12 protein-coding genes are annotated in these 18084 nt (G+C 56.2%); 2 read left to right on the forward strand and 10 right to left on the reverse strand.

What is annotated here, in order from left to right; all coding sequences use genetic code 11:
• Positions 1-392: 392 nt before the first annotated feature.
• Genes ACVWYQ_RS15975 through ACVWYQ_RS16000 form a run of 6 tightly spaced genes read right to left on the reverse strand, consistent with a single transcriptional unit; the run spans position 393 to position 8352 of the window.
• On the reverse strand, positions 393-1730 hold the full coding sequence (locus ACVWYQ_RS15975; protein ID WP_456725905.1) for a glutamine synthetase family protein: 1338 nt from the start codon (positions 1728-1730) through the stop codon (positions 393-395).
• Positions 1730-3016: an ATP-grasp domain-containing protein gene (locus tag ACVWYQ_RS15980; RefSeq protein WP_456725906.1), complete on the reverse strand. Its 1287-nt coding sequence runs from the start codon at positions 3014-3016 to the stop codon at positions 1730-1732. The genes ACVWYQ_RS15975 and ACVWYQ_RS15980 overlap by 1 nt, the downstream gene beginning before the upstream one ends.
• The gene (locus ACVWYQ_RS15985) at positions 3013-4026 is read right to left on the reverse strand and encodes an EamA family transporter (protein ID WP_456725907.1); all 1014 of its coding nucleotides are present in this window, start codon (positions 4024-4026) and stop codon (positions 3013-3015) included. The genes ACVWYQ_RS15980 and ACVWYQ_RS15985 overlap by 4 nt, the downstream gene beginning before the upstream one ends.
• Positions 4023-4856: a gamma-glutamyl-gamma-aminobutyrate hydrolase family protein gene (locus tag ACVWYQ_RS15990; protein ID WP_456725908.1), complete on the reverse strand. Its 834-nt coding sequence runs from the start codon at positions 4854-4856 to the stop codon at positions 4023-4025. The genes ACVWYQ_RS15985 and ACVWYQ_RS15990 overlap by 4 nt, the downstream gene beginning before the upstream one ends.
• On the reverse strand, positions 4853-5908 hold the full coding sequence (gene rtxC, locus ACVWYQ_RS15995; RefSeq protein WP_456725909.1) for a dhydrorhizobitoxine desaturase: 1056 nt from the start codon (positions 5906-5908) through the stop codon (positions 4853-4855). Before rtxC ends, ACVWYQ_RS15990 begins: the two co-directional genes overlap by 4 nt.
• A gap of 32 nt (positions 5909-5940) precedes the next feature.
• On the reverse strand, positions 5941-8352 hold the full coding sequence (locus ACVWYQ_RS16000; RefSeq protein WP_456725910.1) for a 2-aminoethylphosphonate--pyruvate transaminase: 2412 nt from the start codon (positions 8350-8352) through the stop codon (positions 5941-5943).
• 1777 nt (positions 8353-10129) lie between these two features.
• On the opposite strand from ACVWYQ_RS16000, the gene ACVWYQ_RS16005 reads away from it, so the two are divergent.
• On the forward strand, positions 10130-10375 hold the full coding sequence (locus tag ACVWYQ_RS16005; RefSeq protein ID WP_456727155.1) for an LLM class flavin-dependent oxidoreductase: 246 nt from the start codon (positions 10130-10132) through the stop codon (positions 10373-10375).
• A gap of 79 nt (positions 10376-10454) precedes the next feature.
• Here the strand turns inward: ACVWYQ_RS16005 and ACVWYQ_RS16010 are convergent, their stop codons facing one another.
• From ACVWYQ_RS16010 to noeE, 4 genes are all read right to left on the reverse strand, one after another.
• On the reverse strand, positions 10455-10655 hold the full coding sequence (locus ACVWYQ_RS16010; RefSeq protein WP_456725911.1) for a hypothetical protein: 201 nt from the start codon (positions 10653-10655) through the stop codon (positions 10455-10457).
• 1245 nt (positions 10656-11900) lie between these two features.
• A complete protein-coding gene (gene cysN / locus ACVWYQ_RS16015) occupies positions 11901-13787 on the reverse strand; it encodes a sulfate adenylyltransferase subunit CysN (RefSeq protein WP_456725912.1) in 1887 nt (628 codons plus the stop codon).
• Positions 13787-14686: a sulfate adenylyltransferase subunit CysD gene (gene cysD / locus ACVWYQ_RS16020; RefSeq protein ID WP_456725913.1), complete on the reverse strand. Its 900-nt coding sequence runs from the start codon at positions 14684-14686 to the stop codon at positions 13787-13789. Before cysD ends, cysN begins: the two co-directional genes overlap by 1 nt.
• 263 nt (positions 14687-14949) lie before the next feature.
• Entirely contained in the window at positions 14950-16224 is a 1275-nt protein-coding gene (gene noeE, locus ACVWYQ_RS16025; RefSeq protein WP_456725914.1) for a nodulation protein NoeE, read from the reverse strand.
• A gap of 1493 nt (positions 16225-17717) precedes the next feature.
• Between noeE and groES the strand changes: the two genes are divergently transcribed.
• A complete protein-coding gene (gene groES / locus ACVWYQ_RS16030; RefSeq protein WP_260380585.1) occupies positions 17718-18032 on the forward strand; it encodes a co-chaperone GroES in 315 nt (104 codons plus the stop codon).
• Positions 18033-18084: the final 52 nt, after the last annotated feature.

Below are 18084 nucleotides of genomic sequence, written 5' to 3' on the forward strand. Positions count from 1 at the left end.
GCGCGAAGCGGCGAACTCTTCCTCTACGTGAACGACGCGGTGATCGGTCTGCCATGGGTCTAGGACAGCTTCTGTCAGAACAATGGGGGCAAGGCCAAAGTGGCGGTCCGACTTCTGTGAATCATCCAGACGCAGGCAATTGCGACGACATTCGCGCGCAGCCGACGCTTCTATGAGCAAATGTGCTGCTCAAGACCAATGGTGATGCATGAGTCTCTCGCGCGCCGGGCACTATCCGTACAAATGGCCCAGCAAGGAGCGCTGGGACATTCCGATGGTCGCGATGCCGCCTGATTGCGCGACCCGATTCAAGCACGTCCGCCAGCCTCACTCGCGTCCTCACATGATACAGCAACGTGAACCGCAATTCGAACGGTCGCCCCCACTGGCGCCTAAATAGCCTCGAAGTACCGCTCGCGTTCACAGTCGGAGACTCGATGTTGAACAGCTTCCCACTCCCATCGCCGGGAACGCGAGAACGCTTTAACAAACCTGCCGCCGAACACGTCGATCGCCTTTGGAGATTTCGCAAACCGGAAAGTGGCCTCAGCTAAGTTTTGGGGAAGCCGTTCGAAAGCAGGATCTCTTTCGTCACTTGCATCACCAACAATTGGAGTTGCTAATACAGCTTTCTCTTCAATGCCCAGAATTCCGGAGCCGATGGCACATGCGAGCGCGAGATAGGGGTTTACATCTGCGCCACTCAATCTGTACTCAAGGCGGTGTGCAGACTCGTTTCCCGGAATGACCCGCACCGCACACGAGCGATTGTCAACTCCCCAGCTCGGACAAGTTGGAGCCCAATAGCCGGGCAGCAGCCTCTTATAGCTGTTCACGTTGGGCGCAGCGAGAACACAAAAGTCGTTCATGTATTTCAGCTGGCCGCCAACGAATTGGTTCATGATTCCCGAGATGTTGCGGCTCGCCTCGCTGTCGTAAAATGCGTTCTGACCATTTGACGACATTGAAATGTGAATATGTCCCGACTGTCCCGGCCAATTCTCCGAAACCTTGGCCATAAACGTTGCCATCATACCCCGGGTCTGAGCCCAGGATTTCACCATCGACTTGAACAAGACTGCCCGATCCGCAGCCTCGAGGGCATCACAATGACGAAGGGACGCCTCAATCACGCCAGGGCCGGTTTCAAAGTGAAGCCCGGCGAGCGGTAGTCCCGCATTGTCACAAAATGCTAGAAGCGCTTCGAACAGCTCATTGCTGGCGAGGGTGCGCGCCACTGAATAGCCGAAGGGGCCCCGCGTTAGAGGAACCCATTGATCATAGGGCTTCTTATGAACTGTCTCTGTACTCTCATTGAACAACATAAACTCAAACTCGAATCCAGCAGTGCAACCGTATCCGTGGCCAGCAGCTCTCCGCAGGACTTTCCGCAAAACACCACGGGGACAGATGCTCTCATGCGCACCTGCAAACTCGGCGAGGTAAAGATAACGGTCATGAGAAGTAGGTACGGGGCGCGCCGTGGCTGACAGAACACGCAGATCGGCGTCTCCGAATACTGATGGCAGCTCTTGCCCGAAATGGGCTGGTATCACTCGGTCCGAACAATCCCAGGCGAGCACGGCTTCGGAGAACTTGATGATCGGGTCTTCGGCCGAGACATCATCAGATAATACGTGCTTGCCCCGAAGAATACCATCGAAGTCGCATACCCCAATCAAGGCCTTACGCGATCCATTCGCGCGAGCCGGCCGATTTTCGCTCGCCATTAAGCTCGCCCCTGCGCCTTTAACTCGAATATCTGGTCCATACGCATTGCTCGCAACTTGCGATGGTCGTCATGAAGCTCAGTCAAGTTGTTGTTCACGAGATAAACGATTCCCGGAGTCGACGCTAAGTCGGTCGTCGGGACCAGGTTCTGACCTATCGGAACAAATGCTATCGCATCGGCGAAGCTCGGCAGCTTGCGAATTGCTTCGAGTCCGGGATAGCCATTGACTACACCGTGCATATCGGAGATGAGCGAGACGCAAAGTGCGTGAGCCTGTCGCCTGTAAGGCCCGCGTCCTCTCATATACTCGGTGAAGCCGACGGGATCTGCGTAGCGCCACGCCGTCATTGTTATATGATTGTGACCCAAAGCCATGGTCCTGGCTTTTGCAGACATCGTCCCTTGAAGCCTCGCTCCACAGTCCACTAGAACCGGCCCCTTGCGATCGACGATAATCTCGGCATGAGCAGGTCCGTTGACAATTTCAAGCGCCTTTAACGCTTGCACCAAGTAGTCGGACAGCTCTTGAACAACTGGTTCCTTGCCTCCCAGTAACTGCTCGACCGAACAGACTGATCCCGCGCCTTTGACGGGAACAGTGTCGTAAGTCCACACCTCCGTGACGAACGTTTCCCCGTCGACCGAGATAGCGTTCACGGTGTATTGTTGACCGTTTATCTTCTCTTGGCCAAGAGCAAAACGATTCATCGCTCCGAGGCAATTCGTCTTGCCGACAATAGCGTTCACAGCTCTGCGAACATCAGCATCGGTCGAGCAAAAGAACACGTCCTCGGTACCTGCGCTGTTCAACGGCTTTACAACGATTTCGTCGAAGCCCTGTTGACGCATCCAGCGTGTGACTTCATCCGCATTATCGGACACAACTTGTCGGATCGATCGCACTCCTGCAGACGTCAAAGCGTCAGACATGCGTGACTTGTCACGTCTTGCGGCTGACAACGCGGTGCCATTCGAAGGCAGCCCAAGCAGTTCGGATAACGAATCGGCAAGTTCAACGCCGGACTCGCATCCGGCTATGATGAACTCCAATTCTCTCGCTCGGAGAGCCTCCAGGTGAAACTGCACGACCTCCTCGTCACTCATGCGCTCGCCCGGCCGAAGGACTTCATCGTAGATGTCGGCGTTGAAGTGCGACTGAAAGATCGGTGGAATCCGCGCACTCGACATCGCGTGCACAGTTTTAATTCCGTAACGCTTGAACTCTTCCGGCAGGTATCGGCCTGTGGAGTATGCGTCGACTATGACACAACGACGTTCCTTCATGCGGATCTCCGATACTGGAAGTAGAGGTTACCTACGGCGATAGCCGTAATGAGAACATTTCCCAACAGCGTATATAAGGACGGCACGATGCGAGAATCGAAATACTGAAACAGAAACGTGATGATAGGGGCCGTGGATAAGACCATGTTGACCGTGAATGGTTCTACGCGGCGAATGCCCTCCTGCACCAAGAGCAAGGGAATAATGATCGTCGAGAGTGCAATCATTAGGATGGCGAGCCAATGCTGTGAGACCTCGTGTAAGACAGAGGAATGATCGCTCAATACCAGCAGCAAGAGAATTGCTCCGTAAAAGCGATGAGCCAGTACTTGCTGGCCAGATAACCCGCGGTCAAACAGCAGTTTCACGAGGATATTGGTCAGCGAAAGCGACAGCCCAGCTACAATTGCCAGGAAAATACCAAGGGATGATCGTGGCCCCCATTCGATTCCCGCGCTGCCGCTGGCAGCGATCCACACCATATAACTGCCGACAGCCGCGATCAGAACGCTCGCGATGATATCCGATTTCGGGGGACGCCCCTGTCTCCTGATCAGTGCGTTCAACCATGCTGTGGCAGTAGGTCCTAGTGCGACCATGAACGTGACCACGATAGCAGGTTCGGCATATTTCAGTCCGACAAACAAGCCGACCCAACTTACCGTGGTAACACAATTAAGGGACACAAAGGCCGGAACCGATGATTTCCCGACTCTCACTCCAACGCTTTCGCGCTGGGCCAAGACGTTGAACGTCATACTTACGATACCAAAGGATAGCAGGAGAGTGATCCACACGTTTGATTGCTGGAAATACGCTGCTGCATAGACGTCACCTGCGGCGCTAACGAGAACATAGAGGGCAACGAAGAGCACTCCTGCCGCGAATTTTGCGCTCGGCCTGTGCAAAGGCTGCAAAACTGATCGAGACCAGAAGCGCGTTTTTGACGACGTTTCAAAAGGATCTCCTTCTTTCCATCTTAAAGCACCGCGTTTCGATCGAAGCTTCACAAAACACCCCTGTCACTTTCCAAGCGGTACGTGAAGCACGCCGCTCCAAATGCGTTGAAAAGCTGCTTGCTCAGGGGATCAGTTTCGACGTGCCATTCAGGGTGCCACTGCACGCCAATCTGCAGCGTCGGCGCGCCTGTTACGGAGGCCGCCTCGATCAGACCGTCGGACGCCCAGGCTTCCGGTTTTAGCTCTGCCGCAAGCCTTTCTATACCTTGATTATGCAAGGAATTGACCTGTGCTTCGACCGCGCCCGCGATAGGACGGAGAACGCCGTCCGGACATAATTTCACGCTGTGCGCTGTATCGTACTGGCGATCCCTCGGCAAACCGGCCTTCTCTGCATGCATCTGTCCGCTTTCCTGCCTCCATTCGGATAAGGACTGGTGAAGTGTGCCGCCAAAATAGACGTTAAGCTCCTGAAGCCCGCGGCAAATGCCTAGGATCGGCATCCGAAGGGCAACGGCCTTCTTAATGGCTGCCGCCGACAACCTGTCACGAGGGCGATCCCTCACGCCGGCTTGAACATCGTGCTGACTTGCTAGCTTCGGTCTGCCCGAAGCCGACGAACTGAAAATGGCAGCATCGATATTCGATTCATCCCCCGTCAAAATCAGACCGTCGAGCCTGCCCATGATCGCCAGATCGTTATCCGGTTCAGCATCCTCAGCATCGATCGTCGGCAATATCACGCAAGCCACGCCCGCAAAGCGAACGAGGGCTTGAACGTATTTGCGCCGCAACCAGTCGCGGTGCACGCCATCTGTCACAAGACGGTTTGAGGTCACGCCCACCACGGCGCGGACCGCGTCTGTCCGCTGCGGTGTCAAGCCAACTTCTCCCTCGCATCGGAACTGGCCAGAGACTGCTCATACAGCCGCCGATTTCGCTCAAGCAACTGGGCAATTACACTAGGTTGACCTTGAGGTCCCTTGACGAAGAGCCCTCCCCACGTTGCGGCAACACTTGCGTATTGAGGATCCTGCATTCGAATTTTCTGCGCTTTGTGCAAGAGCCAGAAAGGAATGCCGGGCGAAAGGTGATGCTCGAGGTGGTATTCGTCGAGATTCTGGCCGAAAACGGCGCGCTCGATAAAGCTGCCCTTCCTATTCCGAGTCAGGTAGACGTTCTTTGTCTCGGTCTCGCACATAGGTGAGTGCTCGGCGAGCTCGATGAACCAGCCGAGAACTTGAAATGTGGTGAGATAGGGCACGATCCAGAACAGGACGACGATGTGGAGCACGCCAAGAAGATATGACCCACCGAGTATGACTATCCAGAAGAGATAGAAGCCATACTTGTCGATAAGGACACCCGACCGGCTCTGGTCCTCGACACTGACGGAAAATCGATTGGTCCACAGATACTTCAGATACGTGACTGTCGCGCCACCCAATATCGGCTTCCAGATTATGTTGAAAGCGTACTGCTTAGGAGGCTGAACGTCGTAAACGCCGCTGGCCAAGAAGAACTTCAAGTCGGGATCCTTCTCCGGATCGCCGAGATATGGGTGATGCAGGTATACGTGCGAAATCCGGTATGCCCAATGGCGCTGGAACAAGGGATATGACGCGAACAAAATGCCCAGGACATAGTTCCAGGTCGTATTCTTTGCGAGAGTGCGGTGCGCGGCATCGTGAGCGATTGTCGTCAATCCACGCTGGAAGGCTCCAATCAACAGAACTGCGAGGGGATAGAGCCACCACGAGACATGGACCGTCGCCAGGACGCAAGCTGCGATCACAGCGTAGTCCTTCACGATGTAAGCAGCCCCCGTTATGTTATCAGGTCTGAGCGCGGAGAGCTGCTGGTTGATCTCGCGTTCAAACTGAACCGCCTCAAAACGTGACGACCTCAATTTCCAAGCATCTGCCTGTTTCATGAGAACCCCTTCCTGGATCGACTTTCAGGTTGTCAGATTGCGGATAGCGCCTTTTCCAAGTCCTTGATGATGTCGGTAACATCTTCGATGCCGACGCAAAGCCGGATGGAGCCGCCGAATATGCCGGCCGCCTCGCGCTTTTGCCGTGGGACTGTGGTGTGGGTCGTAGAGACAGGATGGGTTACCAGCGTGCGGGCATCCCCCACGTTCGAGACGTGATACATCAAGCCGACGTTCTGGATGAACTTGCGGCCGGCTTGCTCGTTCTCCACCTCAAACATGACCATAGCCCCATGCCCGTAGCCGGTATTGAGTGTCTGATCGATGATTTCTCGGTCGGCACCTTCAAAGAGGCTCGGGTAGAAGACCCGACGTACTTTTGGATGTTTGCTCAGAAACTCGGCGACAATCCTGGCGTTCTCGCAGTGCTCCTTCATACGGAGATATAACGTTTCCAGTCCTTGAATGAGCTGGAAGCTTGCAAAAGGCGAAATGGCCGCGCCAGTATCGCGCAACCAAGTCATGCGCGCCTTGAGAAGAAACTCGCTCTTTCCGAGATCATCGACCTCCCCCAACGCGTTACGCCAGATGATTCCACCGTGCGCATCGTCTGGACCGTTGAACAGTGGGAAGCGCGACTTCCCCCGATAATCGAACTCACAATTGTCGACGATCAGTCCGCCGAGCGTCGTCCCATGACCGCAAATGTATTTTGTGGCAGAGTACGTCGTAATCGCGGCGCCGAGAGCTGACGGCTGGCACACCAAGGGAGTTGTCGTGTTGTCTACGACCAACGGGACGCCATGCCTTCTGCCGATCTCCGCCAGCTGCTGAACAGGAAGCGGAACCAGGCAGGGATTCGAGATCACCTCCCCAAACAGACATATCGTTCGATCATCGATGGCCCGTTCGAACGTCTCGGGATTTCGAGGATCTGCCGTCCTGACGCTGATACCGAGACGCTTCAAGGTGTTGTGAAGCAGATTCCACGTATTGCCATATAGATACGGAGAAGCGACGACGTTATCTCCCACCTCACCGCTTGATAAGTTGACGATTGCGAGAAACGTCGCCGCTTGACCTGATGCAACGGCCAGCGAGTCGCGTCCCATGTCGACCGCGGCATACCTCTTTTCCAGTGCGCGGGTCGTTGGATTGATGATTCGAGTATAGGTGAAACCATCAGCTTTTACGTTGTAGACGTCAGCAATATGGCTCAGATCACCGTCGAGCTCATAAGCCGTATTTTGATAGATCGGCACTGCTACAGCTTTCGTCACCGGATCACGACGGTATCCCGCGTGCAGAGCAGCAGTTGCGGTCGAATATGAATGCTGCGCGATGCTCGCCATTGGTTGCGAAATCTGTGCACTGCTGTCGCGTGTCTCCTGTGCCGAGACTTGTCCCGCAGACGGAGTCCGACCGGACCGGAAGTATGTGCGAAACGCACAACCCAACTGCTCGATCCAATCGTATCGAATCTCGCCAATACAGCCGACCCGGAAACTGCGCGTAGGAAGATGCAGCTTCGAGTAGACGTAAAGGTTATGGGCCGCCAGGTGGCGATATAATCCATCAAACCCGACCTGGTCGGAGATGCCAGCTGGAGCGGTGAACGCCACGCAAATAGGCGACTGCAGGTGCGCCGCAAGCAGTGGGGGCACCACTCCTTCCAGCTCCTTTATGATGCCGTCTCTTATCTTCTCATACCTGCGGCGCCTGGCATCAATGCCTTCGATGCTCAGGATCTCCAATGCCTTTGTAACTGCCTGAACAATGTGTGTTGGAGGGGTTGATCGCCATTCACCCGTGCGCTCAAGCGAGCGCCATTGATCTCTCACGTCGAGAACAAACGATCTTGGCTCTTGGATTGCATTCTCAAGGAGCTCGCGAGAGGCAATGACGAAAGCCAATCCCGGTGGACCTTCGATACACTTGTTGCTCGACGTAACCAAGACGTCTGGTCCGCCACGACTTAAGTCGATGTTGACGCCGCCGAAAGAACTCATCGCGTCAACGATGGTCTTCACGCCACGTCGCCTCGCCACTTCTATGATCGGCTCGAGCGGATTCACAATCCCCGTGGTTGTCTCGCAATGGACAACGCATAAGTGCGTGATACCTGACTCTCGGCTCAAACGCTCGGCGATTTCCTCAGGGTCCAAAGGCTCGGTGGCTCGCTTGATAAGCTTCACCGCCTCGACGCCCCACAGCCGCAGAATCTTGAGAATGCGCTCGCCATAAATACCGTTTATGCAAACGAGCGGCCGATCGGCCTGGGTGAGGAATGTAGAGAGAGCGGCTTCCATTCCAAAAGAGCCGCCTCCCTGGATAGGAACGACCGAATAGCCTTCCGCGTTGCCCGACACATTCAGCATCAGTCGCCTCATGCGCGCGGTCACTTCCTTGAACTCGCTATCGCGCGATGCAAGGTCGAGCTGCATCTCGGCTTTCACTGCCGACGATAACGACATTGGTCCAGGCGTCAGCAAAGAACGTTCTCTCGTCACACCATCCCCTTCTATGTTGTGTCCATTACAATTCTGCAGAGTCAAACCATGTCATTTGCCGGACGAAGGCCAAGCACCGGTGAACGGCGCGCTGGCCCTCGACGACAATTCAAACCTGTCTGCGTAAAGCCGGCACCGATATCATTTTAGATCCCCCCGGGAATTGGGCCGCACCGCGTTTTCCGAGTGCACAGTCACGGTAAGGCAGCAGCCTCCTTCTGGCATTTCGATTGCGGGTCGCCACTCGCGTCGCTGATAAGGCAGTTATCCAATCTGCGTACGTGTGACGGGCGCCTTACAATCCGACGGTGAGCCCGGTGCATCTGTCGGACGCGCATTGATATTGACCCAAACATAGCGAGCTTCACGATCGTCGCTGATGACCGGAGTCATCGTGCATGAGTCTAGGATTTTGGACATTCGCATTCTTTGTCCCTCGTTGCAGGCCGTGCCGGCGCCCGTCACCGCCTGTTTCACGACCCTACAACTTGACGTAGGGTTCGATTCAACCCTCTCAGATAGCTGACCGTGTGAAATTTTTCGGACAAAGCCACTTGTCGCATGTAATCCGAAGAGCCACCGAATGTGCACGATCTCAAAATGACTCCCATGAAGCTCCGAAGGTAAGACGCGCCCAACGCGTAAGGCGGGCAAGTGACCGTTGGGACCTCTGAAGGAGAGAGCTTGTGGCGAATGCAATGGTGCCAGGCTAGCCGAACGGGCCACTTATGCTGAGCCAGCATGAGCGGATGTACTTGGAGAGGCAAGTTCGTCTCATCATCATGTTGCTTCGGCTGCTACCTGAGCGGTGCGGCGCGGTCCGCGGTGAAGGCATTGCAAGCAACTCCGTTACTAGCGGACCTGCCCTCGATGAACACACCCTCGACAAATGGCGCTACCGATTAACGATTGTTGTGATGGCCTGCTTGGCGAGGTCGGCCCTGGCCGCCCTCGCACCATCGACGACCATCAAGCTGCCGCGGCGAGCCAACGAACGTTGCGGACCGACGCCATCAACGCGAAACACTGGTCGATCCCATCGAACATGCAAAGCGATGTGCGGCACGTGCCGTGCTTAATCTCGCCTCGCGCTTCGTGATCGGCAAAGGCTACAGGCGCTACCGGTAGTCGAGTTACTGAAGTTCTTGAAAAGGACCGACTCTCAGGTTTCTGAACGTCCGAATGTCCATATCATCATGGATAACTACGCCACCCGCGAAAACACCCAGGATCTGAGCGCGGATCGCCTACTCATGGCGCTGCACCGGAAAGACCGCTGCATTTTTCGGGCCCTCGGGCGCGAATGTCGCGAGGATGTGACCGCCAGGCGCAAGTGCTGACCGCAGGCGCTCGACATAGGCAACCCTGGCGCGGGATTCGACTAGGAAGTGAAACGCCGCACGATCATGCCTCAGATCGTACGTCTTAGGCGGGCGCCATTGTGCATAATTGGCGCGTCCTCTGGCTCACCATGCTCGATCGCGTCGCCCTAGATGCGTCACCCAAGCTCGCATTGACGGACACGGAGATTGCATTGCACGACTCATAAGCGGCGCGAGCATTTGTTCTGTGTGAGACACCAATCTCTCGAGCAGAGATGTCACAAACTGCGATGTGATCTCAGGAGGCCGTCTTGATTGGGGAACCGCTGAATCCGCTGCTCTGATCGAGATGCACGGCTTTGGTCGAGCAGACGGCCAATATGATGTTGATGCAGCCGTATCCAGAATATAATGGGCGCTTTTTTCAAAATGCCGGCGTCGTGCCCAAGTCAGTCCAGAAGCCGGATCCCCCGATTTGGATGGCGTGTTCGCGACGCGAGAGCATTTTGCGCGCAGTGCGTCACGGGTTGGGCGCGCTTGTTTTCCGCTTTGTCGAGGCGTCGCAAGCAAACGTATGGTGCGATGAGTACTACGAGATCATCAAGTCCCAAAACTGCGTCCCCATTGGGCGCTAACGCCAACATCGCGATTTCTGAAACGGCATGATAGTTCATGAAGGCGCCGAAGAAGCCATGCGCCGTGGACCCGCTGGCTTCAGGTCGCCGAAATAGTCCAATCCCAAAACGCATTGATTGGCGGCCTCAACGGATCGGCTTCGCGCGATGTCCCGTGCGCCGACATATTGATGCTTACGCTTGACGCAGCGGAGCCGCCGCAATCCGCCGGCCACTGCCGAAGATCGGCGGCAAACATCGTCGTGCCGAAGTCCACGTCATTCGCGCCGGCCGGGTCCATCGGGACGTTGACTCCGCTAATCGTCAAAATGACTGGGGTTAAAAAAACATTCGTCGATTTCGAGGCGAGCCCGAACGGATAGAAACGTCCTTAGCGCGCAATTCGATATCTCCACCGTCGCCCCAATCCGGCGGGGCGGTCGATACGTTCAGTCAATTCGACATGATCACGTCTCACCTTTTTGCGCGGCCTAGGCATTCCTCCGAACGCGCGGGGCTGTCTCTCTGCCCGGCATGTTAAGGCAGTGATATCCCCATGGTGCCACCGTGAGTCAAGGCTCCCACAATACCCCGCGCGTTCGAATGCGATCTAGTTGATTTGCCGAACGGTTGCTCTCTTCGGAGATAAGCGCTTGTGACACAAACGAACGCCACTCATCGTCCTCAAGGTCGATACATGCGTGCTTGCCACCCCGCCCGCAAACGGTCAACCTAACGGCACCGTTCGGGAGACGCGACGCACGGACGTGTGGGGCTGGGAAGTCGGCGTACTTCTGCGTCAACTCCGCGATGATTTTCATGGGCGCGCCTCTCGAATTGGTGGCCGGCGCAGTCCTTACCCCGGCCGAGGTGTGAAGATCTTCCAGAACATCCGCGCCGGGTGACACCGTCGGGTTGCGCAGACTCCCGATATCCGCGTTATGGCCTATGCTCTCGTGACGTCGGCGACGATCCACTCGACCACCGATGCGGCTGCGCCGAGTTGCCACATCATCGTGTCCACTTCACGCCCACCAGTCCGCAGCCCAGACCTGGCTTGCGTGAAACGGTCCTGCAACAAGGCCCCAAGCGGGCCTATGTGGCGAACGAGATTCACGTGGCGTTTCGGAGCTCGAGCTCAGAGCATACAATAACGACAGGACTCATGAGTCTGCGCGCATGCGGCAGCGGACCGCACCTCTGAGCCGTTCCGCTCTCGGTTGGCTCGCTTGCGGCACTTGATGGTCGCATCCGGCGCCCGTTCGATGTGGTCTATGCGTGGCACATCAACCCGGCGTTGCCTTTCCTTCCGGAAGCGGCTTTGGATCTGGCTCACGTCGCGCAATCGAACAGAGGCGTGACAATTCAGTGCGAGACGGTTTCGCCGACCAAGCCCGCATCGGCACTGTTGGGTGCGGGTCGCATCCCCTGCCATCATGTTGCCGCCCTGTATCGATCCCAGAGGTTTTAGTGCGGTCTTCTCCGCTAAGCGTCTGCTGATCGCCTTTCACTGGAGCGCAGCACATTAGGCATAGGAAAGGACTCCCTAGCGATCGCCAATGACAGCGCGGGCCACCAAGAGATTGACCACCGCATCCGCTAGCTGCTCGGCCGTTTGTCCCAAAGTCGTGAGATGCATTTCCGGCCTTAACGGCCTTTCGTATGGCGCATCGATGCCGGTGAAGCTCTTTATCTCGCCAGACCTCACCTTGGAATATAGACCCTTGGGATCCCGCCGCTCGCATTCTTCAAGCGGCGTGTCGACAAACACTTCGATGAACTCTTCCTCATCAAACAGATTGCGTATCATGTCGCGTTCAGCCCTGTAGGGCGCGATAAACGAGCAAATTACGATCAACCCGCTGTCTGCCATCAACTTGGCGACTTCCCCGACACGCCGAATATTCTCAGCGCGGTCGGCCTGGGTGAAGCCAAGATCCCGATTCAATCCGTGCCGGAGGTTGTCTCCATCCAGAATCATTGTGTGGCAAGACATTGCAAACAGCTTTTGATCGACGATGTTTGCAATGGTTGATTTGCCCGCGCCGGACAGCCCGGTGAACCAGATGACGCAAGGCTTCTGGTTCTTGAGTGCGGCACGCGCTGCTTTATCTACCGACAGCGGTTGCAAAGCGATGTTGGTCGCCCGCTGCACCGCAAAGGCGATCATGCCGGCTCCAACCGTGCGATTCGTATGGGGATCGATGACGATAAATGATCCCGTCTTCCGATTGCTATCGAAGGGATCGAACGCCACAATCACTGCCGTCGCCACTTTGCAAAACCCGATCTCGTTTAGATGAAGCGTCCGTGCTGCCAGGTGCTCACGTGTGTTGACGTCGATCCGGTGCTCGATTGCGGTGATGCTGCCGGTTTTGGTCTGTGACCCAACGCGCAGGATGTAATTGCGTCCAGGGACGAGCGGGTCCTTGTCCATCCAGATGAGATAGGCGGCGAACTGGTTGGCGACCTTGGGAGGCTCGCTCGGGCGCGCCAGAAGATCGCCGCGGCTGATGTCGATTTCGTCTTCCAGGGTGATGGTAACGGCATCGCCGGCCTCAGCGCGGGGAAGATCGCCCTTCTGGGTCACGATCCGCTTGATTCGGGTAGTTTGACCGGACGCTGCGGCAACGATCTCGTCGCCTGCCGAGATGCTCCCGGAAACCACCGAGCCGGCATAACCGCGGAAATCCTGATTGGGCCGGTTCACCCACTGGACCGGAAAACGGAAGGCAGTAGCCGCGTTGGGCTGGATATCGACGCTGTCCAAATGGTCGAGCAGGCACGGACCAATATACCACTTGGTATGATCTGAACGGCCGACAAGATTGTCGCCGTAGCGGGCGGAGATCGGGATCGGAACGATAGAGGTGAAGCCAAGACCGGCAGCAAAAGTCGAATAGTCGTCAACGATCCGATCAAAACTCTTCTGCTCGTAGTTGACGAGATCGATCTTGTTCACTGCTAGCACGACATGACGAATTCCGAGCAGGGAACAGATGAAAGAGTGGCGCTTGGTCTGGACCAGTACGCCCTTTCGAGCATCGATCAAGATGATGGCGAGCTCGGCATTCGAGGCGCCGGTTGCCATGTTGCGGGTGTACTGCTCGTGGCCGGGAGTGTCGGCCACAATGAACGAGCGACGCTGGGTGCTAAAGAATCGGTAGGCCACATCGATTGTGATGCCCTGTTCCCGTTCGGCTTCAAGCCCATCGACGAGCAGCGCGAAATCAATGTCACTGCCGGTAGTGCCGTGCCTAGCGCTGTCCCGTTCCAGCGCCGTGAGCTGATCTTCGCAGATCATCTTGCTGTCATGCAGCAGCCGGCCGATCAGTGTCGACTTGCCGTCATCCACCGAACCGCAGGTGATGAATCGCATCTGGTCCTTTGTTCCGGCCCCAACCAGACACTTGGTCGTCGCTATGAAAGTCATTAAAAGTAACCTTCCCGCTTTTTTTTCTCCATCGAAGCGGCTTCATCGGTATCAATTAAGCGTCCTTGGCGCTCAGATACTCTCGCATTCCGCATTTCTTCTACAACTTCCTGGATCGTCGTCGCGTTGGAATCGATGGCTCCGCTCAGGGGATAACATCCCAGAGTGCGGAATCTGACCATCCTCATCTCTGGTGTTTCATTGGGCTTAAGCGGAAATCGTCCGTCGTCCACCATGATCGTTGCGCCGCTTCGCCGTACGACTGGCCTCTGCTTTGCAAAGTAGAGAGGCACAACTGGGATCTGCTCGAGCATGACGTATTCCCAGATGTCGAGCTCGGTCCAGTTCGACATTGCGAACACACGCATGGTTTCGCCCTGCCGAATTCGGGTGTTGAAAAGATTCCAAAGCTCCGGCCGCTGGTTGCGGGGATCCCAGACATGCCCGGCCGAACGAAAGGAGAATATCCGCTCTTTCGCGCGACTCTTTTCCTCGTCACGTCGTGCTCCGCCGAAGGCCGCATCGAACTGATAGAAATCGAGCGCCTGCTTCAGGGCGTCTGTCTTCATCACTTGAGTGTGAAGCGCCGACCCCGAATCGATCGGGTTGATGCCGCGTTCGATGCCTTCCTTATTCACGTGCACGATCACCTTGACGCCAAGCCGCTTGGCTGTCTGATCCCGGAACGTGATCATCTCGCGGAACTTCCAGGTTGTATCCACGTGCAGCAATGGGAACGGCAACTTCGCGGGATAGAAGGCCTTGATTGCAATGTGCAGCATGACGCTCGAGTCTTTTCCGATCGAATAGAGCATGACCGGCTTACTGAACTCGGCGACCACCTCTCGCATGATTTCGATGGATTCAGCTTCGAGGCGGCGAAGATGTATTGGCAGCATAAGTTCTTTCCGATGAAAGGCTCTCTCTTGATTAAGGTGCCGCTTTGATTGGACCGATTCCCAGGCGGCTGAATAGCGCTTCCGTCGGCTCAAACGTCGCGGCGGCGAACAGCAATGACAGTCCAACACTCATGTGCCATTCGATCTACTGGTCGGCAATTAGCATGACACCAGTGCGCTCGAAAGCTTCTGCTGCCCTGATTTCTGTTCAATAGCAGGCTAAGAAGTACAGTGAGAGCAGGGCTTTTGCTCTGGCGTGCAAGTCATGGCACGCCATTGTTGAGAGCCACCTCAAGCCGAGCGATCTCGCCTCGGAGCGTCTCGATAACGGCATCGCGATCACGCCTAGCGTCTAGCTGCACGGCACGATCAAGCTCCGAGGCCAACAGCGCTTGGCTCAACAGAGCTGCCGTCGAATTTGCCAGTGGCACACCGTCCTCAGTTTCGGACCCAGACATATGTTGTGCTTCGGCGTTTCTCGGAAGCTCGGAGCTGCGGTAAGAGCTCTCAGTAGGCTCGCGGACACTATGGGTTGGCGCCCCAGCGCTGGAGGAATCCAGGTGCGTTGCGCCTACATCGGAGCAGCGCAAATTCCACCAAATTTCAAAAATCCGACGATAAAGTTCGGTTACCTCTTTCCCTTTATCCACAACTCCAGCTTGCTGTGCCTGTCGTAGTTCTTGCTCATATCCGAGCTCCACCAACAGATCTGCGCCGATTAGATCGGTTACTGTTTGCATCTCTTCGATGCTCAGTTGGTTTTGCCAGGCGTGGACAGAGCGGTCATCGACCGCCTGTCTATCCAGGATCTTTCGATCTCCGAAGCTACTTGACTGAAGATAGTGGGTTTGCTCAGTCGTGGTTGGCGCGGAGATTGTTGGATCAAGGCCAAGGCCCACGATCACGCGGCGGACTTCCGCTTCCGGCTGCGCGACAAGGCGCTCGTACTGCACTAGCTGCGTCTGCGGTCGAGCCCGGTGCGCTGCAAGCTTAGGAAGCCCCAGGACCAGATCAGCGAGTGCAGATGCAATGCTGTCGGGTACACGGATCAGAAGATCGGCGAGCGACGATATGCTGATGGAACAGGAGGGTTCTGCGTGGAGGGGGATGCCCCACGTCGACTTCAAGGAAGCGGCAATAGCATAGGGATTGCGCATCAGAAGGATGTGTGGCGTCTTTGGATAGAGAGTTTCCAGAAACTCAAGTACCATCCAATAGCGCGGCGACTTGTCTATGAGGATACGCTTGCCCGCCGCTGCCAAGTACTGGCCATACGCCGCGTCGGCAAAAGCGCGGCTGACGACCGTACGATCTATACGAGCCAAGAATTCAGAGGTCGCGGTCTTGATCATTGATGCGACTGCCGGGTGACGGTGGTCTACCCTGCCAAATTCGTTTAGGGCCAGCATTAGCCAGGGCTCGGGGGGAGCTGTGATGTCCGGATGCTGCTGTAGCAGGTGGGCAAGGAGTGTCGTCCCGGAGCGTGGAAGGCCAAGGAGAAAGCATACTGCGGGCGAATGATTAGTATAGTCGACCATGAGTCCCCCCTATGCGTGCACAAGCTGAGCGGCCATCGCCGCGGTCATCGCTCGAACAAAGTAACGGTAGCCCTGCGGTTCTATAAGGATTGAACCCGGGCGCGGCATGGTCATGTGAGAAGGAAGTCGCCTGCAACTCATCGTCTGAAACCTATCGAATTCGATCCATACGGCAGGATCCGGCGCTTTGGCAGCTCCAATTGGCCCCCCGGCTCCTAGCAGACGTGAGACAAAGGGTGATCTCAATCGTACGAAGATAAACAGCTGATTTGGGAAGGGTTGAAAAAACTATACTGAGGTTTATCGCCAGATGAGACGCTTATCGCGTCTAGGGCGCAGCTTCTTGTGCCCTGTGGTCCCTCGCACAGTGCAGAGCCAAGAGCTTCATACTCGTGCCTGATGCCAAATACCCATTCTAGTCCGACGGCAGGTCTTGTCTTCGTGCCATGAACCGGACGCGCTCACTTGGTGGTCTGCGCATACCCGGCCGGCGAAAGGTCGCATGGCAATGCGCGGAGCTCGTTCGCACCACTCTGTAGCTACTACGGCGAAGCGCAGTTTACTTCAAGCGCTGCGCCGAAGCTGGCACGAGAAGGAGGAAGTCGTCTGCAATGCCGAGCAGGAGCGCCGAAAGAACATTGCCGCCTGATGCAGCTCGAAACTTAGCAAGGTCGAACACCCCTGTGTCGCATTTTTGCGGCACCGTCTGGCCGCGGCCTGGCAGAACACCGCCCGTGATGCCAAAGCCCGAACATCTCTCCATCAAGCACGACCTTCAAGCTGTGATCTAGGCGCGCCTGATCGAGATCAAAGTCCAAAGAAGGTTTTTTTTCAGCTGATTATTCTAACGCCGAACTCGCACTGGCGGCTCGACAACTCGAGGCGGAGCCGCTGTCCGCGTGTATACGCCATCCGGCGAGATCGCATAAGGACGGGCTCTAGTGAGAGGAACATATGCCCGTTTCGTGGCGGCCTGAGACAGCTTCGCGCGCGCCAGACCGTCCATTTGCTCCAAAGTCAATTCCGCCGCAATGCCGGCAGAGGCACCCTGGCGTAAACCGGGCAGATCGGGCGCGAGGGCTAGCGGACCATCGATCCAAGCAGGCAACCCGATCTCGGCGCAGGATTCCAAGACCGCGCGATCTTGCGAATTCAGCTGACGGTTTCATTTGAAGCTACTCCAGATCGGCAGCGCTTTACCGTCTGGTATAAGATCATGGCTTGCAAGGCGGGGGCGAAAGGAATCGAACTGTAAAGCGATATTGGTAGAGAGACAGAGCTCACTCAGGATAGGTGCTCGGCGGCAAGCTCGCGAGGTTAACTGGCCCGAAGCGGATTCACAGCTCGGCGGTGAGTGAGGATTTTCCTCCTACAAACACTTGTTCCCCAACAAATCAGTCCTATTTCAGGTGCGCCTGCGTTGGCACTCACGGGCCTCGATTGCCAGCAATCGAGAAATACTCAACTTGTGTAACTGCTTAGGAGAGATCTGCATGGAATTCCGTCCGCTTCACGACCGCGTCGTAGTCAAGCGCATCGACGCAGAAGAAAAGACCGCTGGCGGCATTATCATTCCGGACACTGCGAAGGAAAAGCCCTCCCAGGGCGAAGTCATCGCCGTTGGCCCGGGTGGCCGCGACGAGTCCGGCAAGTTGGTTCCGATCGATGTCCAGGTCGGCGACCGCATCCTGTTCGGGAAGTGGTCAGGCACTGAGGTCAAGATCGACGGCCAGGAGCTGTTGATTATGAAGGAAAGCGACATCTTGGGCGTTCTCACGGATCCGTTCGCCAAGAAGAAGGCCGCCTAAAATACCGCTCGCAGGACTCATCCTGAGGAGCGCATGCCGCGCGCCGCCAAGG

The organism is Bradyrhizobium sp. USDA 3397 (assembly GCF_054060965.1).

Bases quoted from the DNA above. Each gene is read 5' to 3' on its own strand.
- ACVWYQ_RS16010 (WP_456725911.1), bottom strand. From the start codon at position 10,655: ATGGACCCGGCCGGCGCGAATGACGTGGACTTCGGCACGACGATGTTT.
- cysD (WP_456725913.1), bottom strand. From the start codon at position 14,686: ATGCTGCCAATACATCTTCGCCGCCTCGAAGCTGAATCCATCGAAATC.
- ACVWYQ_RS15980 (WP_456725906.1), bottom strand. From the start codon at position 3,016: ATGAAGGAACGTCGTTGTGTCATAGTCGACGCATACTCCACAGGCCGA.
- ACVWYQ_RS16000 (WP_456725910.1), bottom strand. From the start codon at position 8,352: ATGCAGCTCGACCTTGCATCGCGCGATAGCGAGTTCAAGGAAGTGACC.
- ACVWYQ_RS16005 (WP_456727155.1), top strand. From the start codon at position 10,130: ATGCAGCCGTATCCAGAATATAATGGGCGCTTTTTTCAAAATGCCGGC.
- cysN (WP_456725912.1), bottom strand. From the start codon at position 13,787: ATGACTTTCATAGCGACGACCAAGTGTCTGGTTGGGGCCGGAACAAAG.
- groES (WP_260380585.1), top strand. From the start codon at position 17,718: ATGGAATTCCGTCCGCTTCACGACCGCGTCGTAGTCAAGCGCATCGAC.
- rtxC (WP_456725909.1), bottom strand. From the start codon at position 5,908: ATGAAACAGGCAGATGCTTGGAAATTGAGGTCGTCACGTTTTGAGGCG.
- ACVWYQ_RS15975 (WP_456725905.1), bottom strand. From the start codon at position 1,730: ATGGCGAGCGAAAATCGGCCGGCTCGCGCGAATGGATCGCGTAAGGCC.
- noeE (WP_456725914.1), bottom strand. From the start codon at position 16,224: ATGGTCGACTATACTAATCATTCGCCCGCAGTATGCTTTCTCCTTGGC.